Annotated in this window: 18 protein-coding genes and 1 pseudogene; all 19 read left to right on the top strand. The window is 55.3% G+C overall.

Annotated features, from left to right (window positions below; all coding sequences use genetic code 11):
- Positions 1-87: 87 nt before the first annotated feature.
- On the top strand, positions 88-867 hold the full coding sequence (locus NZ823_09495) for a BON domain-containing protein (GenBank protein ID MCS6805358.1): 780 nt from the start codon (positions 88-90) through the stop codon (positions 865-867).
- Between the two features lie 115 nt (positions 868-982).
- Positions 983-2494, top strand: a complete 1512-nt coding sequence (locus tag NZ823_09490; GenBank protein MCS6805357.1) for a DegQ family serine endoprotease — start codon at positions 983-985, stop codon at positions 2492-2494.
- Positions 2495-2725: 231 nt separating this feature from the next.
- A complete protein-coding gene (gene tatA / locus NZ823_09485) occupies positions 2726-2923 on the top strand; it encodes a twin-arginine translocase TatA/TatE family subunit (protein ID MCS6805356.1) in 198 nt (65 codons plus the stop codon).
- Positions 2920-3522, top strand: a complete 603-nt coding sequence (locus NZ823_09480; GenBank protein ID MCS6805355.1) for a Fe-Mn family superoxide dismutase — start codon at positions 2920-2922, stop codon at positions 3520-3522. Before tatA ends, NZ823_09480 begins: the two co-directional genes overlap by 4 nt.
- Positions 3523-3633: 111 nt before the next feature.
- Positions 3634-4053, top strand: coding sequence for a response regulator (locus NZ823_09475; protein MCS6805354.1), 420 nt, complete (start codon positions 3634-3636; stop codon positions 4051-4053).
- A gap of 83 nt (positions 4054-4136) precedes the next feature.
- On the top strand, positions 4137-4739 hold the full coding sequence (locus NZ823_09470) for a sigma-70 family RNA polymerase sigma factor (GenBank protein ID MCS6805353.1): 603 nt from the start codon (positions 4137-4139) through the stop codon (positions 4737-4739).
- A gap of 209 nt (positions 4740-4948) precedes the next feature.
- Entirely contained in the window at positions 4949-5596 is a 648-nt protein-coding gene (locus tag NZ823_09465; protein ID MCS6805352.1) for an ankyrin repeat domain-containing protein, read from the top strand.
- Between the two features lie 50 nt (positions 5597-5646).
- Positions 5647-6132 carry a DNA starvation/stationary phase protection protein gene (locus NZ823_09460; protein ID MCS6805351.1) on the top strand — a complete coding sequence of 162 codons (486 nt, stop codon included), beginning with the start codon at positions 5647-5649 and terminating at the stop codon, positions 6130-6132.
- A 116-nt stretch (positions 6133-6248) separates the two neighbouring features.
- A complete protein-coding gene (locus NZ823_09455) occupies positions 6249-6872 on the top strand; it encodes a DUF4136 domain-containing protein (protein MCS6805350.1) in 624 nt (207 codons plus the stop codon).
- Positions 6873-7006: 134 nt separating this feature from the next.
- Positions 7007-8422 (top strand): NADP-dependent phosphogluconate dehydrogenase, encoded by a 1416-nt coding sequence (gndA, locus tag NZ823_09450; protein MCS6805349.1) that lies wholly within the window; start codon positions 7007-7009, stop codon positions 8420-8422.
- 118 nt (positions 8423-8540) lie between these two features.
- Positions 8541-10067 (top strand): TolC family protein, encoded by a 1527-nt coding sequence (locus NZ823_09445; protein ID MCS6805348.1) that lies wholly within the window; start codon positions 8541-8543, stop codon positions 10065-10067.
- Positions 10068-10114: 47 nt separating this feature from the next.
- Positions 10115-11521 carry an efflux RND transporter periplasmic adaptor subunit gene (locus tag NZ823_09440; protein ID MCS6805347.1) on the top strand — a complete coding sequence of 469 codons (1407 nt, stop codon included), beginning with the start codon at positions 10115-10117 and terminating at the stop codon, positions 11519-11521.
- Positions 11518-14577 (top strand): annotated as a pseudogene (locus NZ823_09435) (efflux RND transporter permease subunit). The gene NZ823_09440 and the pseudogene NZ823_09435 overlap by 4 nt, the downstream one beginning before the upstream one ends.
- A gap of 94 nt (positions 14578-14671) precedes the next feature.
- Positions 14672-14911 (top strand): DUF1003 domain-containing protein, encoded by a 240-nt coding sequence (locus NZ823_09430; GenBank protein ID MCS6805346.1) that lies wholly within the window; start codon positions 14672-14674, stop codon positions 14909-14911.
- A 5-nt stretch (positions 14912-14916) separates the two neighbouring features.
- The gene (locus NZ823_09425) at positions 14917-16047 is read left to right on the top strand and encodes a glucose 1-dehydrogenase (protein MCS6805345.1); all 1131 of its coding nucleotides are present in this window, start codon (positions 14917-14919) and stop codon (positions 16045-16047) included.
- A complete protein-coding gene (locus NZ823_09420; GenBank protein ID MCS6805344.1) occupies positions 16047-18449 on the top strand; it encodes a glucan 1,4-alpha-glucosidase in 2403 nt (800 codons plus the stop codon). The genes NZ823_09425 and NZ823_09420 overlap by 1 nt, the downstream gene beginning before the upstream one ends.
- Before the next feature lie 34 nt (positions 18450-18483).
- Positions 18484-20697 (top strand): APC family permease, encoded by a 2214-nt coding sequence (locus tag NZ823_09415; protein MCS6805343.1) that lies wholly within the window; start codon positions 18484-18486, stop codon positions 20695-20697.
- A gap of 83 nt (positions 20698-20780) precedes the next feature.
- Entirely contained in the window at positions 20781-21335 is a 555-nt protein-coding gene (locus NZ823_09410; GenBank protein MCS6805342.1) for a DedA family protein, read from the top strand.
- Position 21336: 1 nt separating this feature from the next.
- Positions 21337-21811 (top strand): MFS transporter (locus tag NZ823_09405; GenBank protein MCS6805341.1); only part of this gene is annotated, 475 nt, incomplete at its 3' end.

Here is a 21811-nt window from a genome sequence, read left to right as displayed (position 1 = left end):
ACCGAGGGACCCCGCTGCCTGGAATCCTGAAGGGGTCCCTCTCTCACGATAGCGTGAGGGGCTTTCAGAATGGAAGGAGACGAACCAATGATGGTAATGGAAAGAACGATGCTGGTTTTGCTGATCGTTATGAGTCTGGGCGGGCGCGCGGCTTTCGTGATGGCTCAACAGAGTCGCAGTCGCCTGTCGGATGAGACGATCAAGACACTGGTGGAGCACCGACTCATCAAGCACCACCTGCAGCGAGAGAATAACATCACGGTGTTGGTTGAAGATGGCATCGTGACGCTGACAGGAACCGTGCGCAGCTTGGCTGAGAAGCTGCAAGCGGAGAAAGACGCGCGCGGCTTCGATGATGTTGTTGCAGTGGAGAACCGCTTGACCGTTCTGCCAGGCAGTCTTTCTGATCAGCAGATTGCTGACGCCGTGGCCAGAAACATCCGCACGTATGCGTTCTACGACATCTTCGATTGGATCACGGGTGACGTGAACAGCGGTGTGGTGACGTTGAAGGGATGGGTGCGTGAGCCGTGGCGCAAAAACGATTACGAGCGGCTGGCTGCCCGTGTGCCTGGTGTCAGGGCCGTGCAGAACGAGATTCAGGTTCTCCCCACTTCGATCTTTGACGATCAATTGCGCATTCGGATCGCCCGGTTGATCTATCATAACCCGGAGTTTGAGCGATATGCGTTCCAACCCTATCCGCCGATCCACATTATCGTTGATAATGGGAACGTCATCCTCGAAGGTGTGGTCAATAATTCGGTCGAGCGACAGGTGGCCGAGACGATTGTGCGAGGTGATACGTTGGCGTTCAGTGTGACGAACAATCTCAAGGTAGAAACGCTACGACAGCAGCAGCAGTAGGCGTCAGCCGGATTGATTGAGGAGGACGTTCATGCATGTCTCAAGTTCAGCAGAACGCATGCCGCTTGGTGGGAGGGCCGTCGGGCGGAGCATTGAAAGCGAGGAGATGGAAAAAATGGCAGAGGGAAGGGTGTTAAAAATACGAATGTGGGTAGGAGCCGTCGGGCTGGCGGTGGCGCTGATTGTGGGCGGAGTGGCTGGATCACTGGTCACCGCTAAGAGCCAAGGAGTGCCGTTCGGCTCAGGCCAGGCGGTTCCCATGTACATCGCGAACGACAGGGCGAGAGGTGACGCTCACGCGCCATTGCCTATGACCTTTGCTCCCATTGTCAAACCGGCGATGGCTGCGGTCGTGAATATCTCTTCCTCGAAGATGGTTCGCACGCCAGGGGCAGGTCCCTGGGCGCCGTTCTTCAACGACCCGTTCTTCCGACGATTCTTCGGTGACCAATTCCAGTTCAACGTTCCGCGCGAGCGGCGCGAGCAGAGCCTGGGCTCCGGCGTCATCATCAGCCCTGAAGGGTACCTCCTCACGAACAACCACGTGGTTGATGGCGCCACAGATATTAGGGTTTTTCTGGACGATAACCGCGAACTCAAAGCGCGCATTGTGGGCACCGACCCGAAAACTGACGTGGCCGTACTGAAAGTTGATGCCGGCAATCTACCGACGCTCACACTGGGCGATTCCTCGAAGGTTCAAGTGGGTGATCTTGTGTTTGCGATTGGCAATCCCTTTGGTCTCAGCCGGACGGTGACCATGGGGATTGTCAGTGCCACCGGGCGCGGCAACCTCGGAATCGAAGATTATGAGGACTTCATCCAGACGGACGCTCCCATCAATCCGGGTAATTCCGGCGGGGCGCTCATCAATGCACGTGGCGAGTTGATCGGCATCAACACGGCGATCCTCTCTAGCGGCGCCGCAGGCAATCAGGGCATCGGGTTCGCCATCCCTGTCAATATGGCCCGTCACGTGATGGAGCAAATCCTCCGGCACGGAAAAGTGGTCCGTGGTTATTTAGGTGTGACTATCCAGCCCGTGACGTCGGCTATTGCCAAAGCCTTCGGGCTCAGCCAGGCGCGCGGGGCGCTGGTAGCCGATGTCCGGCCCGACAGCCCGGCGGCACACAGTGGTTTGGCCAAAGGCGACATTATCCTTGAACTTAACGGCCAGCCCATCCATGAAAGTCGTGAGCTCCAACTGAAGATCGCTCAGGCAGCGCCGGGGACCACCGTGCGCCTGAAAGTCTTCCGCAACGGTCAGGAACGCGACGTGTCGGTCACCCTGGGTGAGCTGCCGAGCCCGGAGTCTCGCGGCAATCAGAGCAACGAGCAGGCGAGCGCCCTCGACAGTGTGAGCGTTGATGATCTCACGCCGCAAGTGGCCCGGCAGTTGGGCCTGCCGATCTCCACGCGCGGCGTCGTGATCGTTGACGTGGAACCCGGGAGCACGGCAGCCGACGCCGGCTTACAACGCGGCGATGTGATTCAAGAGGTGAATCGTCAACCTGTCACCACCGTCCGTGAGTTCGAGCGCGCCGTTGATCAGGCGGGAAATGGCCCTGTGCTGCTGCTCGTGAATCGGAGCGGACAATCGTTCTACGTCGTCATCGAGTCGCAATGAGCCGAACTATGATCGTTTCATGTTCAGCCGTCAGTACGCAACCAAGAAGGTTCAGCAGATGGGGTCATGGGGGCAGAAGGAACGGGATGGAGGGTCAGCTTCCCGTCGCTCCATCTCGCCCTCATTCGCGTCCTTCTCTGGTTGATCACTGATGGCGAGCAAATGGGAGGGGCGTTGGACCCTCCCGTTTGCTGCTCGCCGTCTGGTGGAGGATAGCCTGTGTTTGAAACCATCGGATTCCCGGAACTGTTGATCATCCTGGTCATTGTCCTTCTGTTGTTCGGCGCACGGCGGCTGCCGGAAATCGGCGGCTCGCTTGGCCGCGCAATCACGGAGTTCAAGCGAGGACTCCACCAGGAAGACAACAAACGCGATGAGCCGGACAAGCCGGTTCAGGACACGAACGAAACCACAAAAGAGACGGCATGAAGTACAAAGCAAAGAATTTTGATCACCTACTCGGAACACCAGGATTCAGCGATCAGCTCTTGATGAACCACTTTGCGCTCTATCAAGGTTATGTAGCGACCACAAACAAGTTCGCACAGGCGCTGGCTCACGTGGTTCGCGACGCGCGCGTGGAAGCACCTGAATACGCCACGTTGAAGCGCCGCTTTGGCTGGGAGTTCAACGGCATGCGATTGCACGAATACTATTTCAGCAACATGGCCAACGGCGGAAAGCCGCTGGACAAAGGCTCGGCTTTTTTCAAACAGCTCCTGGACGACTTTGGCTCGTATGGAAATTGGGAGAAAGATTTCAAAGCCACCGGTACGATTAGAGGCATTGGCTGGGTAGTTCTTTATCTTGACCCACTGGCTCACCGCACGTTCAATGCCTGGATCAATGAACACGATCTGGGACATCTGGCGGGCGGTATTCCGCTGCTCATTATGGATGTCTTTGAGCACGCGTACATGACGGACTATGGATTGAAGCGGGTTGACTACATCGAAGCATTCTTCCAAGCCATTGATTGGGAAATGGTCGCCAGCAGATTCAACAATGCGCTGAGGGCCGTCTTATAGAGGATATGAAAAAGGATACGGACGAGCGTCTGAGCCGTTCTTATGCTTTCCACCACTGTTATCCTGGTAGGCCAACGAACACGAGCCTTCCAAAAAGGAGGAGGAAGCACGATGGCGAGAGTTTTGTTAGTAGACGACGAGCCGAGTATGCGGTTATTTTATTCGGGTGTTCTGGCCGACCAAGGCCATGATGTACTCGAAGCCATCTCAGGCCACGAGGCGATGCGGTTAATCAACCACGAACCGTTCGATCTCATCGTCCTGGATATTAAGCTTCGCGCTGAAAACGGGCTCAATTTGCTTCAACACATCGTGCATGATCATCCCGGTTTGCCTGTCATTCTCCTGACGGCCTACCTTTCGTTCCAGGATGATTACACGTCGTGGCTGGCGGATAGCTACGTATTGAAGTCGAGCGATCCTAGCGAATTTCTCAACGAGGTGAATCGAATCATGAGCCAGAGCCACGAGCGGACGACGCCAAGGGGGTCCCTGCTTGCAAGTCCCCGCCCCGTCGCAAAGCAGAGGTAGAGATGTGAGGATAGCAATTCGTCTGAGTGATAGCCGCCATAATTGACGGCCAAGTTGCAAACGATGGAGACGTGAGGGTAGCTATGGTGAGCACAGAAACGATTCCTACGAGCGACATTGAACTAGCTCGAGCCTCAGCGGCAGGCAACGAAGTGGCGTTCGAACAGATTTATCGAGCGCACGTCCGAAAAGTCTATTCGCTGTGCCTTCGCCTGCTGGGAAACTCGGCCGAGGCAGAAGATGTCATGCAGGACGTTTTTGTGCAGCTTCATCGCAAGATCGGTACGTTTCAGGGGGAGGCCGCTCTGTCCACCTGGCTTTATCGCCTGACCGTCAATACGGTCTTGATGCACCTGCGGCGCAAGAAGCGGAAGCCGATGCAAGAGCCAATCGGAGAGGGCTCTGTCCACAGCCTGGCCGAGGAGAGCCGATCCAGACGTCAGAGTGAAGCAACCCTGATTGATCGCATGGCCCTGGAGCGCGCGCTCAGGCAACTGCCGAACGGGTATCGCAGCGTGCTGGTGCTTCACGATGTCGAAGGCTATGAGCATGAAGAGATCGCTCGGATGCTGGGGATTCGTGCAGGCACATCGAAATCGCAACTGCACAAAGCGCGACTACGCATGAGAAGCCTGTTGGTAGGAAAACGGCTCATGCAGCCAGAAAGGGCGGCACCGCCAGAGTGACGAGGAGCCAGGCACTTTGTGGCAGATTTGATGAGCGATGCAATTCTGCCTCGCTCGGGATGAGTAAAAATCAGATCGGTGACCGGCTTCTACCCCCTTGCATTTTCAGAACGTTTTTGAGGAGACGAGGGCGAGACAGGAATCGGCACAGTGATTGCACAAGCGATCGTTCTAGGGCTTTGGAAAAATGAACAAACAGGAGGCGACTGATGAGACAACCACGAGTCATTGTTCTGATGCTCAGCCTATTGATTCCGCTCTTCGGGTGCAGCCGAATCGAGGGTCGAGCCTTGATTCGAGCGGCCAAGTACAAACACACCCAAACAGTGAATGAACTGTTAGCCAAGGGCGCGAATGTGGATGCGCGGGACCGGGCTGGTCGGACCGCCTTGATGCTGGCGGCAGAGTACGGTCACACCGAGATTGTGAAGGCGCTGCTGCAACATGGCGCCGATGTGAATGCCAAGGATGATGAAGGCGAGACGGCGTTATTGAAAGCGGCGTTGAATCGTCAGACGGATGTTGTGAAAGTGCTGCTGGCGCACGGCGCCCAGGTCAATGCCAAAGACAACGATGGCGGGACGCCGCTCAGTGCCGCTGCCTACAGGGGCAACACCGATGTCGTGAAAATGTTGGTGAAGGCTGGCGCCGATGTGAATGCCAAAGATGTAAATGGGGTCACCGCTTTGATGGAGGCAACGTTGGCAGGACACCTCGACACAGTGAAAGCGCTGGTGGAGGCTGGCGCCGATGTGAATGCGAAGCGCAATGATGGCAAGACAGCTTTGACGCTGGCCAATAGCGAAAACTTCGTTGACATCGCTCAAGTGCTTCAGCAAGCGGGCGCGAAGGAATAATCGAGCCGGAAGCCGGCAAAAGGAGTAATGAACTGAAAGGAGCAACTTCTATGAAACCTGACATCGGACTTTCAGATGAACAACGCGACGGTGTTGCGCATATCCTCAACACGCTGTTGGCAGATGAATATCTGCTCTATACGAAAACAAGAAACTACCACTGGAATGTGCTCGGAGCGCAGTTCAATGACCTGCACAAATTCTTTGAAGCGCAATATACCGAGCTGGATGACATTGTGGATCAGGTCGCAGAGCGAGCGCGTTCTCTAGGCGGACGAGCCATAGGCACACTGACGGAGTTCTTACAACACGCCAGGCTCAAAGAGCGTCCGGGTTACTATCCTGCCGCTCGTGGCATGATAGAAAACCTTCTCATTGATCATGAAAGCGTGATTCGCCGTTTGCGGGATGATCTGCAGAGGTGTGCTGATCAGTATCATGATATGGGTACCAACGATTTCTTGATCGAGCTGATGAAGCGGCACGAAAAAATGGCTTGGATGTTACGAGCTTATCTGGAGGATGATGTAGTGTAAACAAGTCGGAAAACGAGTGGTGAAGCAGTCCGCCACGGCGGACTCCACTTGCGTGAACCCCGATGATGGTTCGCTTCAACCGTCGTCTCAGAAAAGAAAGATTGAATGGAGGAGATATGAACTCAGGAAACAAGTCGAGTAAAAACCTAAGAGCCGGTGTGATCCTGGCCGTATTGGTTCTGCTGCCGCTCAGTCGGATCGTGCTGGCCGAGACTAAGTCGGACTATGACCGGAGCTTCGATTTTGCCAGGTTGAAGACCTGGGATTTCAAAGTCCAGACTCGGATGCCGAAGGATCCGGTGGGGACCAATACTTTATGGAATGAGCGCATCCGCACGGCTATCGAGCAGCAGCTCGCCGAAAATGGATTTGAGCGGGTGACGAACCGGGAGCCCAGCTTTCTGGTAGCTTATTATATGGGCACCAAGGAAAAGTACGACACGCGATACATCAACTATGGCTTTCCGATTGGGTGGGGCTGGCACCGGTGGGGGCGCTGGGGTGGCTGGTGGGGCTGGGGCCCCTGGGGCGGCGAGTTCGATGTCTGGAATATCCCCTACACGGAGTCAACCATGGTCCTGGACATCATTGATCCGCAATCGAATCTGCTGATCTGGCGAGGTTACGACACCGAGACAGTTGATTTCAATAAGTCGGAAAAGACGATTAACAAAGCCGTCGAGAATCTGGTGAATCGCTTCGTCAAGAACATCCGGGAGGGCGAAAAGAAGCAGTCGTAGCGTGGGTCAACCAATCCGAGCGGATCAGAAGAAGACGGTCTGATGGCTTATCGCTCTGACTGGAATAGATTGAAGCCCTCTTTTCCGACAGTGATCGGGCGGCCGTCGAAAAACGCTTGAACAGGAGGAATGGCATGAGTCAAAGAAGACATGACATCGGCCTGATAGGTCTGGGGACGATGGGTCGCCACCTGGCGCTGAACATAGCCGATCATGGCTATTCAGTGGTCGGTTATGAAAAAGATTGGCGCCACGTCGAGGTCTTGCGAGAGGTGGCTGAAGGTCGGAATATTCAGGGCGCGGAGAACCTGGAAGAACTGGTTGACCGACTACGCACGCCTCGAGCGGTGATGATCCTGGTACAGGCTGGTCCGCTGGTTGATGCAGTTATCCAAAAAGTGATACCTCATCTGGAGCCGGGCGACCTGATTATTGACGGCAGCCCATCGCACTTCAAAGACACCAATCGGCGAGCGGTGATGCTGGCGGAAAAGGGTATCCACTTCCTGGGCGTCGGCATCGCCGGCGGTGAGCACGGCGCACGTTATGGCCCCAGCCTGATGCCCGGCGGCTCCGCCAAGGGCTACGAACGGGTGCAGCCTATCTTTGAGGCCATCGCGACAAAAGTGGACACCGAGCCATGCGTCGCTTACTTGGGACCTGGCTCGGCGGGTCACTACGTCAAGATGGTCCACGATGGTATCGAGTCCGCGTTCATGCAGCTCATTGCCGAGACGTACGACTTAATGAAGCGTGGACTGGGTCTTACCAATAGCCAGTTGCGCGCTGTCTACGAGCAATGGAATCGGGAGGAACTGAATTCTTATCTGATCGAGATCACGGCCCACATCTTCCGCCGTGAGGACGAGAAAACGGGCCGGTGGCTGATAGACGTGATTCTGGACGCGGCCAGGCAAAACGGGACGGAGCAGTGGGCCTCGCAGGAGGCGATGAACCTGCGAGTCCCAGTGCCAACCATGGACGCGGCGGTGGTAATGCGCGACCTGTCCATCTACAAAAACGAGCGGATTGCCGCCAGCCAGATCCTCTCTGGGCCTTCACTGGCTTTCCGGGGCGAGCGAGAGCGTTTCATTCATCACCTGCGCCAGGCGCTCCATGTTGGGATGATCCTCACCTATGCGCAGGGCATGAGCCTGCTTCGTGTGGCCTCACATGCCTATGGCTACGAACTGAATTTAGAGGATGTGGCCCGAATCTGGCGCGGTGGTTGCACCATCCGGACGGCACTGCTCGAAGGCATCCGCGGAGCCTACATCGTCCAACCGAATTTGCTCAACCCGCTGACCGATGCTGTATTGGCTCAAAGGCTCGTGACGCGGGAGCAAGACCTTCGGGTCGTTGTGCGTATGGCTGTGGACTTGGGCATTCCGGTGCCCGGATTGATGTCGGCACTGGCCTACTACGATGGTTACCGGAGCGCTTGGCTGCCAGCCAACTTGATTCAGGCCCAACGCGATTACTTTGGCACTCACACTTACGAACGGGTGGACGCTCAAGGCATGTTTCACACTGAATGGGCGCTTGACTGATGACTCCTCTGGTCGCATGGACAGAGAAGCATAAATACCAAGAAGGTGTCGCGTCGGCAGTCAGACAAGGCGGATCACGAGCGTCAGGCGGCCTGGAAAAAAGAGTCTGGGCCGGGCGTTGAAGCAGGCGGGTGTCAAGCGGGGGGAGCGAGTGACGGAGGTCGCTGAGATACGACTGGGATTACAAGAGCGGCGGGCCTGGGCGTCGCGCGGCGTCAAAGCGGCGCAGAAGGCCAAGTTTGTCTTTGAGGGGGTCTACCTGTTGTTGAGCGTCGAACCACGCACGGGCCAGTTACAGTGGAATCGGATGAAAGCTAAAATGGTGGTGTTACTTGCCGAATTGATTATGGTCGGCACAGTGAATCTGACTGTAGGGCAAACAACTCAACCGGGACTGCAAAATCAGCCGCGATTTATTTCGCGTGATGAAGCTGTCAGACTTGCTCTGATGCAAGCTTCAACTTTTAAGCAATCGCAGCTCAACGAACAAATCGTGGCGCAAGATGTTTTTCAATCCAACAAAGCCTTTTTGCCTAGAGTTTCCGCTAATCCGACGCTTATTTACAACTCGCCAACTGTGGGCCCAATTCCAGTTGGAACACTTCGTCCGCCATCCTTTCTAGGTGCAAACGCGATAACCGAGTACCAGGGATTAGTGGCGGTTTCTGGCGAGCTTGACATTTCGGGAAGATTGCGAGCAAACCGCCGCCGCGCTCAATTTTTACTGCAAGCCGCCAAAGCCGGAACAGAAATCACACGTCGCAACTTAATCAACGCAACTGATGAAGCTTACTTGAATTTGTCTTTGGCAACAGCAAAGAGGAAGTCGGCGGAGGCGAGTCTGCAATCGGCCGAAGAATTTGAAAAACTGACAAAACTGCTTGTCGAGGGCGGCGAAATTGCGCCGGTTGACTTACTGCGGGCGCAAATTCAAACGGATAACCGCCGAGATGAGCTTGAACAAGCGCGTGTCAATGAACGCATTGCTGCTGATTATTTACTTGCACTGCTGGGGCTTGACGCTTCGCAGGAAATCGCTGTTTCGGACCTGGAATTATTGATACCAGACAGGAACGAACTTGAACGATTTTCGCTTGAGGCAGTTATGAATCGTCCCGAATTGCAGCAGCTTCACGCTGAAACTAAAGCTGCACAAGAAGATGCAAAAATCGCTAAAGCCGAACTTATGCCGCGACTGATTTGTTCAATTGACATCGGTTTTATTTCCGATTCCTTGCGTTCGGGAAGAATAGGAAATTCAACTGGAGTCAGAGCGACAGTCGGCATTTCAATTCCCCTTTTTGATTGGGGCGCAAGCAAAAGCCGTCAAAAACAGGCCCAATTTAGAGCGCAGATTTCCGAGACTTCGCGTATTTTCGCTGAGCGGCAATTTATCGCTCAATTTAACTCGAATATGACACAGGCAAAGTCGGCGGCTTTTCGGATTCGGTCTCTGGAGGAAAATTTAAGCAAGGCTCAAAAAATTCTGGAAGTAGCAATCTTGCGGTATCGGGCGGGCGAAACACAAATTATCGAAGTAACTGACGCGCAGACTCAAGTTATCGTTCAGCGCAATGCGCTTCTCCGAGCAATTTACGATTATCGCATTGCCGTCGCACAACTGCGCTTTGCGACTGGACAATAAACCTGACGCGAAACTCTAAGAAATGAAATGAGAATCTCGAGGAAGCTGTGAACGACGTGGAAGAGCCGGCGACGGAAAATGTGGAAGAGATTGTGCCGGAAAATTTATTAGAAGAAACCGGCACGAGTGATAGCAAGCAAGAAAAACTAAGGGCAGGACGCCGTTCAACGGTCGTTTTAGCTCTGATTCTTTTTCTGTTTGCTGGAGTTTTGGGCTGGCTGTATTTTTTCTCACCATCGCCTTCATCGGATCCTGCGGGGAAAAACGAAAACGAGTTGGTCGTCAGCGTCCGCATTGCACAGGCTGAAAAACGAACAATCTCATCCGAAGTTTCCGCGATCGGAACGATTTTTCCTGCGCGGCAGGCAGTAGTGAGTTCAAACTTGAGCGGTCAATTAAAAGGTCTGCGGATTTTGAAAGACATATTCGTTAAAAAGGGAGAGCTCTTAGCCACCATTAACACAAGTGATCTGGAAGCACAGAAACGCGAGGCCGAGACCGCACTCATAGAAGCAAAATTGAATGTCCAGGCTCTCCTACGGTCAACAATTCCGCAGGCCGATATTCAAACGAAAAAAGATTTGCGCGATGCCCGTGCCGCCGTTGATAATGCCCGCAATCTTTACGAAAGACGCAAATTCCTATATGAAAAAGGTGGTCTTGCACTCAAGGATCTGGAAGCTGCTCAACTTGCCTTAACACAAGCCGAGGACAATCTTAAGTATTTAGAAGAGTTGAAAGATCTCCGAACAAAAGCTATCAATCCCCTCGACTTGCAAATGGCGCAAGCACGAGTTGCACAAGCCGAACAGCGTATTAGAAGTCTACAAACGCAAATGAATCTGGCTGAAATTCGCGCTCCGATTTCCGGTTTCGTGGTTGAGCAAACGCAATTTGACGGGGAATACGCGACTGCTGGAGGAAAAATCCTGACTATTGCCGACGCGAGCGAAGTCATCGTTAAAGCGAACTTTTCCGATACGGTCATTTCGGATCTGAAAGAAGGCGATGCAGTGGCAATATATCCAAACGATCTGCCAGGCGAGCGGATGAGCGGCAAGGTATCGCTGATTTCTCGCTCAACCGACCCGAATAATCGGACAACAGAAGTTTGGGTAAAGTTGGACAACCGCGCGGGAAGGTTGCGAATCGGCGGTGCGGCAAACGTCGTTATCAGCGTAAACACGCAAACCGACGCGGTTGTCGTGCCCAATTCCGCAGTTGTTCTTGACGACGCGAATGAAAAAACGGGCGTTGTGATGATTGTGGATCAATTCAGCATTGCCCGCGAAAGGAAAGTTGAAATCGGAATCCGGACGAATGAATTGACTCAGATCGTTTCTGGTTTATCGGGCGGAGAAACGGTCATCATCGAAGGCAATTATTCATTGCCTGATGGTACGCGGGTTGAAATCATAGCCAATAATCCGAAACAGCCGGGAGAAGCAAAATGAACTTAGCGGATTCAATTTCCGGGCAAAGACGCGCTGTTATCGCGCTTGTTATTTTACTGTGCGCGACGGGATTGTATTCCGCTTTGCAGTTGCCATCCGCCCTTTTTCCGCAAACGGATTTTCCTCGAATCGTGATTATCGTTGATAACGGCGTAGTTCCCGCTGAACAAATGCTCGTGACCGTGACGCGCCCAATTGAAGAAGCAATGAACGGTATTCCCGGTATTCAAAGAATCAAATCAACAACTTCGCGGGGGTCATGCGACATCAACCTCTTTTTCGACTGGAAGGTTGACATCGTGCAGACGCTTCAACTTGTGCAGGCACAGCTGTCGCGAGTCAGTTTGCCGCCGACAGCACAAATCAGGCGGGTTGACCGGCTCACATTTGCCGTCTTTCCTGTTGCCGGATATAGCCTGACTTCCGATAAGCGCGATGCAGCAACTTTGCGCGATTTGGCGGCCTATACCGTCAAGCCACGCCTTGCGCGCCTACCGGGCGTTGCAGATGTAAGAGTGGTGGGCGGTGAGGTCCGCGAATTTCACATCGTCATCGATGAGAAAAAATTAACCGCCCGTCAACTGACGCTCCAACAGGTTGCGGAAGCAGTTAAAAGTTCCAACCTGCTTGCTTCCCCCGGACTTCTTGAAAGTGATCATAAGCTTGAGCTCGCACTTGTCAGCGGACAAGCAGCAAAGCCGGATGATTTGAATTCGATTGTCGTTGGCACAGTCAACGGCGTGCCGGTCACAGTTGCGGACATTGCTGAAGTAAAATCGGGTGTAGAGCCGAACTACACCATTGTTACGGCGGACGGAAAACGCGCCGTTCTGCTTAATATTTTGCGTCAACCGGATGCAAATACCGTTACCGTCATGGACGAAATCAAAGCGGAACTGGATTCAATTCGGAAAACGCTGCCGACGGATGTCAAAGTTGCGCCGTTTTATGACCAATCGCTTCTGGTGCGTGATTCGATGAATTCGGTCAGAGATGCGATTCTCTTGGGATTGTTTCTTTCGGTTGTCATTCTTTATGCTTTCCTCAAAAATTGGGAAACAACTTTTGTTGCAATTTTGGTGATTCCGGTCACGGTCTTAGCGACGTTCCTAGCGATGTATCTCGTTGGGTTGTCATTTGATCTGATGACTTTGGGCGGTGTGGCTGCGGCAATCGGACTAGTTATTGACGATGCAATCGTAGTTGTTGAAAACATCTACTCGCATCTTTCACGGGGGCAAATGCGGGTCGAAGCCGTGCAGAAAGCAATTTCGGAGATTACCGTTCCAATAATCGGATCAACTGTTACCCCGGTCGTGGTTTTCTTGCCGCTCGCGCTATTGTCAGGCATAACAGGCGTATTTTTCCGCTCGCTCGCTTTGACGATGACGGTCGCTCTTCTGACTTCGCTTGTGCTCGCGCTGACTTTCACGCCGGTTCTGGCGCAAACACTCATTCCTTCCGTGGGGACGCGGAAGAGAAAACCGAAAGTTTCCGAGAGCGAACTCAAAGCCGATGAACGCGACGAAGAAGCCGAAAGCGGCTTTATCATGAGGTTTATCATGGCGCGATACGAATCGGTTTTGCGGTTTTCTCTCAAAAATCGTTTTGTCGTTTTGGTTCTTTCGGCTTTGATTTTATCGAGTTCTTATCTTCTTTATCAAAATCTGGGCTCGGAATTTTTACCGGCTTTTGATGAAGGGGCGTTCGTGCTTGATTACATTGCCCCGCCGGGAACATCCCTTGAAGAAACCGACCGAATGTTGCGGCATGTTGAGCAAATGCTGAACGAAACTCCGGAAGTTGAGAGCTTTTCACGGCGCACCGGCTTGCGGCTCGGTCTGGCTATATCGGAACCGAACACCGGCGATTTCCTTGTCAAATTAAAACCCAATCGTGAGCGTTCAACTGAAGAAGTAATTAACGAATTAAGGCAGAAAATAGACTCATCTGAACCGGCTCTTCGCGTTAAGTTTGCCGGTATTCTATCGGATTTAATTGGCGACTTGACAAGTTCGCCTGCGCCGGTAGAAATCCGCATTTTCAGCGATGACCAAAAAGTTTTATACCGAACCGCCGCCCAAATCGAAGAATCAATCAAAAGAGTTCCCGGCGTAGTAGACACCAACAGCGGCGTGGTCGTCAGCGGCGCGGCGGTTATCTTCAGAGTAATACCCCAGGCGGCGGGGCGTTTCGGCGTAACGGCAAATGACATTGCCAACATGGTCACGACGGCAATGACCGGAGATGCATCCTCGGCAATCTTAGAAAATGGCAAACTGATAGCCGTCCGCGTAACTTTGCCGCAATATATCAGACGATCACTTGATGCGCTAAAATCCTTGCAAATTCGTTCTGCAACTGGTCAAATGTTCCGCCTTGACCAAGTAGCAGAACTCCGATACGACCCAGGACAAACCGAAATTGAACGCGACGGCTTGCGCCAGTCGGTTGCCGTTACAGCTCGAATCACGGGCGCTGATTTGGGGACGACAATCGCCAAAGTCAAAACTCAACTAGCCAAAGACGTGAAACTCCCACCCGGAATGACACTCGAATACGGCGGACTTTATCAGGAGCAGCAAAGGAGTTTCCGCGAATTGGCGGTTGCACTCCTGCTGGCTGTCGCGTTGGTTTTTCTCGTTCTCTTGTTTGAATTTCGTTCATTCGCACATCCGATTGCGATAGTTTCGGGTGCGGTTTTGGCTCTGGGCGGTGTGCTGTTCGGGTTGTTCCTCACGAAATCAACTCTCAATGTCGTTTCCTTGATGGGAATGATTATGGTCATCGGCATTGTCGCCAAAAACGGAATTCTGATGCTTGACGCGGTCCAAGAGCACTTGGCAGAAGGCGATAATTTGCAAGACGCACTTGTGTTTTCGGGAAAGAGAAGAATTCGCCCTGTCCTGATGACAAGTTTAGCTGCAATTCTCGGAATGTTACCGCTTGCTTTAGGCATTGGCGCAGGTGCGGAACTTCTGCAGCCGCTCGCCATCGCCGTCATCTCCGGTCTGGCAGTCGCATTACTTTTTTCGCTCGTGACAACGCCGATAGTTTACGCGGCGTTAAGTATGGCAAGAACCAAGAACGAAATACAATACCAACCTAGCTCTTTCACTGCTGGCCATCTCTACAGCCGGTATCATCATGATGAGCCAGAGCCGGCAGGCGGAACGGGACCGGTTGGAGGCGCACCACGGATATGTGATCAACCAGAAGGCCGAGGAAGAAATCCGTGCCATCCTGGATCATCTGGCAGCACAAGATCAGGCGTTCTTGCAGATTCACCAGATGCTCATTGATCAACAGCTGGTCCAGGTCGGCAAGGGCACGCTCGACTCATCGCCAATGCCTGGCCCGATAGAGCCGGTATATACAAATGGAGTTTGATCGGTATGAAAGCCATCACCATCGTTCCGGGAACAACGACGCTTCGGCTTGAAGATCGTGCGGAGCCATCCATCACGGTGCCAGATGAGGTCAAGGTGCAGGTACGGTGCGTGGGCATCTGTGGCACCGACCGGGAGGAAGCCGCCGGTGGCCGCGCCCGTGCTCCCGAAGGTCAAGAGGGGCTAATCATCGGTCACGAAATGCTCGGGCAAGTGGTAGAAGTGGGCCAAGAGGTCGCGCGAGTGAAGCCGGGTGACTATGCGATCTTCACCGTGCGTCGGGGATGTGGCCAGTGTCTGCCCTGTGCCATGCATCGCTCCGACATGTGCCGCACCGGCGGGTATCACGAGCGGGGCATCTGGGGGCTGGATGGTTATCAGGCAGAGTATGTCGTAGACAAAGAAGCATACGTGGTGCGCGTGCCGACCGAGTTGGAATCGCTTGGGGTGCTCACGGAACCGCTGTCCGTTGCGGAAAAGGCGATTGAGGAGGCTGTGCGCCTGCAGCTCGTCCGGCTCCCGGATGCGCCAGCCACGCCCAATTGGCTTTTCGGTCGTCGTTGCCTGATTGCCGGCTTGGGACCTATTGGCCTGTTGGCGGCCATGGCGCTGCGGCTGCGTGGGGCGGAAGTTTACGGCCTGGACATTGTAGATGACACCAGCGCCCGTCCGCAGTGGCTGGTTCATATCGGAGGGCACTATGTTGATGGTCGTCAGATACCACCGGACAAGGTGGGCGATGAACTCGGACCGATGGAGTTGATCTTTGAGGCCACGGGCATCCCCGGCTTAGCGTTTAATCTGCTGGACGCCCTGGCCCGCAATGGAGTCTATGTGCTCACGGGCATCCCCGGCGGCGACCGACCGCTGGAAATCCCCGGCGCCGAATTGATCCGTCAGTTGGTGCTAAACAATCAGGTCATGGTAGGCAGCGTCAACGCCGCCCGTGACCACTTTCAGATGGCCGTAGACGACCTGGAGGACGCCCAACACCGCTGGGGTGATCATGTGACGAAGCTTATCACTCATCACTATCCCTACACCGACTTTGCAGCGGCTTTGGGTCAACATCCGCCCAATGAAATCAAGGCTGTCATCGAGTGGGGAGCGGCTGGTCACATTCAGGAGGAACGATGATGGAAGAGCGCCAATCATTCGCGCCGGGCTGGCCGGGGATTCCGCCGCGCTGGACTTCGAGCGCCAAAACTGGCGTGGGTACCGCTCTGAGCCCCACCAGCCGCGTCTGGTTCACGCTCAGTCACAGCATCGTGAACGAGATCTACTACCCTCGCGTGGATCAAGCCAGTACCCGAGACATGGGTCTGATCGTCACCGATGGGAAGGCATTCTTCTCCGAGGAAAAACGGCACACCCGCTGTGAGGTGAGTTATGTGATGGACGGTGTACCTGCCTACCGGCTCATCAACACCTGCCAGCACGGGCGATATCGCATCGAGAAGGAGATCCTAACTGATCCCCGACGTGATGTAGTGCTGCAACGGACTCGCTTTGTGCCCTTGCAAGGAGCGCCGGAGGATTATCACCTCTATGTTCTCCTGGCTCCACATCTGGGCAATCGAGGCAGCGGCAACACCGCCTGGGTCGGCGATTATAAAGGCATCCCGATGCTCTTGGCTGAACGAGACGGCAACGCGCTGGCGCTGGCCTGTTCCGTGCCCTGGGTGAAGCGTTCCGTCGGCTACGTCGGATTTTCCGATGGCTGGCAAGATCTGGCACAGCACAAGCAGATGACCTGGGTCTACTTCCGAGCCGAGAACGGCAACGTGGCTCTGACGGGAGAGATTGATTGGCACACCTCCGACAACACGTTTGTGCTGGCTTTGGGTTTTGGTCGCAACCCGGCTGAAGCTGGGCATCGCGCCGTGGCCAGTCTTCTGGACGGCTTTGACGCGGCGATGGCCGATTACGTAGAGATGTGGCAAGAGTGGCAACGGTCTCTGCTTCCCCTAGATAAAGTTCAACCGCCTGAGCGGAACTTGTACCGCGTCAGCACGGCGGTTCTGCGCACGCACGAAGCCAAACGCTTCCCCGGCGGCCTCATTGCCAGTCTCTCCATCCCCTGGGGTTTTGCGCGAGGGGATGATGACCTGGGTGGCTATCATCTGGTCTGGCCTCGTGACTTGGTCGAAGCGGCCGGAGGGCTGTTGGCCGCCGGGGCAAAAGAAGACGTCCGCCGGGTACTGGCCTATCTCCAGGTCACGCAGGAAGCCGATGGTCACTGGCCGCAGAACATGTGGCTAGATGGAACATCCTTTTGGCGTGGGATACAAATGGATGAAACGGCCTTCCCCATTTTGCTTGTGGATCTGGCACGGCGGCAGCGTGTGTTGGCCGAGGAGGACTTGAATCGTTTCTGGCCCATGACGCGGCGGGCGGCCGGCTTTCTGGTTCGCAATGGCCCGGTGACTCAACAGGACCGGTGGGAGGAAGACCCTGGCTACTCGCCGTTCACGTTGGCGGTTGAGATTGCGGCCCTGCTGGCTGCCGCGGATCTGGCCGACGTGAACAGAGAACCAGCGGTGGCAGCTTATCTGCGGGAGGCGGCCGATGCTTGGAATGCGCACATTGAGCAATGGGTGTACGTGACCGATACGGACTTGGCTCGTGAAGTGGGCGTTGAAGGGTACTACGTGCGAATCGCTCCACCGGAGGTCGCCGATGCCGCTTCGCCCGCGCAAGGTTTCGTCGCCATCAAGAACCGGCCCCCTGGCCAGAGTAGGGAGCCCGCGGCTCACCTGATCAGTCCCGACGCTCTGGCCTTGGTGCGTTTTGGCCTGCGGGCCCCGGATGACCCGCGCGTTGTCAATACGGTGAAAGTGATTGATGCGTTACTCAAAGTAGAGACGCCTTCGGGTCCGGCCTGGCACCGCTATAACGACGACGGCTATGGCGAACGGGAAGACGGTGCGCCCTTCGACGGCACAGGGAGGGGGCGGGTTTGGCCCTTGCTGACCGGCGAGCGAGCGCACTACGAGTTGGCAGCAGGCCGGCCGGAGGTGGCGGAGAGATTACTCCACACCCTGGAAGCATTCGCCAATGAAGGGGGAATGATTCCAGAGCAAGTCTGGGACGCGCCTGACATTCCGGAGCGAGAGCTTTTCTTTGGCCGACCGTCCGGCTCGGCGATGCCGCTCGTCTGGGCTCACGCCGAATACATTAAGCTGCGCCGCTCCCTCAACGAAGGTCGCGTCTTTGATCTGCCGCCCCAGCCCGTACAACGCTATCAGGTTGAGAAGACGAGTTCCCCTTACGCGATCTGGCGGTTCAATAACAAGTGTCGGACGATCCCGACTGGCAGAATCCTACGCTTGGAGGCGCTCGCGCCGGCCATGATTCACTGGAGCACTGATGGATGGAAGACGCCGCAAGACGCGGCGACACGGGATACGGGACTCGGCGTGCACGTGGCTGACTTACCAACGGAGAGGCTCCCGCGTGGGAGCGCGGTTTATTTTACGTTTTACTGGCCCGAGGCTGATCGCTGGGAAGGCGTGGACTTTACTGTTGTGATTGACTGAAAGGAAGCTGACGAGGTTTATGGATCCTCCGACGATGGCTATGGCACGGACCGACAAAGCACGAGTGGTGGTCGCGACGACCGTTCTGCTCTCATTCATATCATTCTGGCGGGCCGCCGCCATTGTCCTGAGCGACCTGGCCTCGTCGGCCTTTTATGTCGGCGGTATCGCGGAAGAAGCGGTCGGCAAGTCGGCGCCGTGGTTCATTCTGAGCGTCATGTTGTTCTCCTATGCGGTGCGGGCGGTGTATGTCGAATCGTGCGCCATGTTCACGCGCGGCGGCGTCTATCGCGTGGTGAAAGAGGCGATGGGGCGGCCGCTGGCAAAGTTGTCCGTGTCCGCGCTGATGTTCGATTACATCCTGACCGGGCCGATCTCCGGTGTTTCGGCAGGACAGTATCTGGCTGGGTTGATGAGCGACACACTGCAGCATTTCCGTGGGAGCGGCCTGTCCTCCGGTCAGATGCGGGTGATCGCCGTCGGCCTCGCGTTGGCCATCACGCTCTACTTCTGGCGGCAAAACATCAAAGGCATGCACGAATCATCAGAGCGGGCGTTGCGAATTATGCAGGTCACCACGGTAATGGTCGTGTTGGTGATCGCCTGGTGTGTGATCACCGTCGCCGTGCGCGGCGCGGTGCTTCCGCCACTGCCGACCGACCAAACCATTCGTTTCAGCGATGAGGCGCTGGGATGGTTGAACGGGACAAGGCTCCCCAATATCCTTCCCATCGCCATCTTGATCGGATTCGGCCACTCCATTCTGGCCATGTCGGGTGAAGAATCGTTGGCTCAGGTCAATCGTGAGATCGAGCATCCCAAGATTAAGAATCTGCGCCGCGCGGGGCTGGTGATTTTCATCTACAGCCTGGTTTTTACCTCGCTGGTTTCCTTCTTCGCCGTGATGCTCATTCCTGACCAGGTGAGGTCTGAATATTTCGACAACTTGATCGGTGGGCTAGCGATGTATGTGGTCGGCCCGGCCTGGATGAAACTGCTGCTTCAAGGTTTTGTGGTCTTCGTCGGTTTTCTGATATTGGCCGGTGCCGTCAACACCGCGATTGTCGGCTCCAACGGCGTGTTGAATCGCGTCTCAGAAGACGGCGTATTGAGCGATTGGTTCCGCGCTCCGCACCACAAATTCGGCACGACCTACCGGATCATTGATCTGGTGGTGATGCTCCAGATCGTCACGATCCTCATCAGTGGCGGACGCGTTTACGTGCTGGGCGAGGCGTATGCCTTCGGTGTGATCTGGAGCTTTGCCTTCAAGGCGCTGGCTGTACTGGTGCTGCGCTTTACCGAGCCGGGCCAGCGCTCCTACCGCGTGCCGTTCAATGTTCGCGTGGGCCGGCTGGAGTTGCCGGTCGGGCTCGGCTTGATTACCGTCGCGCTCTTCGCCATCGCAGGAACGAATTTGCTGACCAAGCAGGTGGCCACCATCTCCGGCCTGGCGTTCACCGGCGTCTTCTTCGCTCTCTTCACCTTCTCGGAGCGGCGCGCCCAGCGCCGGCGGGCCGGGCGTGAACCAGAACTCGATCAGTTTCAACTGGTCGAGCAGGAGACGGCTGAGCCAGAAGCGGTGGGCGTGCGACCGGGCAGTGTGCTCGTACCCGTGCGCAATGGCGCTCACCTTCGCCATCTGGAGTATGCGCTTGAACAAACGGATACCACCAAGCAAGATGTCGTTGTTGTCTCGGTCAAGGTGATGCGTGGGTCTTCCGGGGCTGAGCGTTTTTACCACGACGAAATCTTCGGCACATGGCAACAATTACTCTTTACGAAGGTCGTGGCGGTAGCGGAGCGGCTAGGCCGGCCCGTGAGTCTGCTGGTAGTGCCTTCAATCGGCGTTTTTCCGGGCATCGCCTGGACGGCCTTCAGGCTGAATGCTTCCCGGATCATCCTGGGACAGTCGCACGCGCTGTCTGCCGAGAAGCAGAGCCAGCGGCTGGAGATCGCCTGGGCGCAGATCCCCGGAAGCGACCGGAAATCCATCGTTCTAGAGGTCGTTGGACTAAGCGGACAAGTGAAAGCCTTCCGGCTGGGTGCGCACGAGCCACAATTGAGCGAAGAAGACCTGAATCTGATTCACCAGCTCTGGCTCTCTGTGTCCCAACAGCCCGGAACGGAGGATATTCACCATCGTGATATCGTCGTGGCTGGGCTGCGTCTGCTGAAGCAGGAACTGGACGGACCCCGCCGCACGGACCTCATCGGGTTGATGAAGAGGCATGACTCTGGCCGGTGACTTTCTTGACGGGGGTTCCCGACCGGCTTTAAACTCCCTTCGGCGTGGAAATAGTGCTTCACGGGGTGACACAGCATGGATACATGGGGATCTTTTCTTTGCTCATGCTAGGCATCATCGGCATCCCCATTCCAGATGAAGCTGTGCTCACATTTGCTGGCTATCTGATCTACAAAGGCGACCTCCATCCTGTTGCTACCGTGGCGGCGGCATTTCTGGGCAGCGTCTGCGGCATCACCGTCAGTTATGGGTTAGGGCGCACGGTCGGCCTTTACCTGGTCGAGAAATACGGTCACCTGGTTCACCTCAGGCCCGCTGAATTCAATCGTGTCCACCAGTGGTTTGATCGTGTCGGGAAGTGGGGCTTGCTGTTTGGTTACTTTTTGCCGGGTGCCCGACACGTCATCGCCCTGGTGGCTGGATCAACTAAGCTCCGACTGCCTGTGTTTGCCGCGTTCGCTTATACGGGAGGTTTCATTTGGTCGGCGACGTTCATCGTCATCGGCTACTTTTTAGGCGAAGAATGGGTGTGGGTCTCGACCAATGTCCACCGCCCGCTGGCCATCGGTTCGTGCTCGATCATTCTTCTCCTCTTGCTGTATTGGGTCGTGCAACGAAAAAAGTCGTATGGGAAATGATATGTCGCAACCTGAGGCGCAACGGCAGGATGAGGTCAAGCGGCTGGAGTTCCTCTTTCGTGCCTTGCGTTATAGGAATTACCGTCTTTATTTTGGCGGGCAGAGCATCTCCCTGATTGGGACGTGGTTGACCCGCGTGGCCACGAGCTGGCTGGTCTATCGGCTGACGGACTCGGCGCTCTTATTAGGCATGGTCGGATTTGCCGGTCAGATCCCGACCTTTCTTTTAGCTCCTTTGGCTGGCGTGCTGGTGGATAGATGGGATCGTCATCGAATCCTGGTGATCACTCAAACGCTGTCCATGAGTCAGTCCTTGATGTTGGCCATTCTCGCCTTGATGCACGTGATCGCGGTTTGGCACATCATCGTGCTGAGTATTTTTCAGGGCATCATCAATGCGTTTGACACGCCGGCTCGTCAGGCGTTTGTGGTCGACATGGTCGAACAGCGAGACGATGTCGCCAATGCCATTGCCA

Source organism: Blastocatellia bacterium (assembly GCA_025054955.1).
In the GTDB taxonomy this organism is placed as follows: domain Bacteria; phylum Acidobacteriota; class Blastocatellia; order HR10; family J050; genus JANWZE01.
The sequence above is the reverse complement of the archived record's forward strand: the minus strand, read 5'-3'. Positions and strand labels throughout refer to the sequence as shown.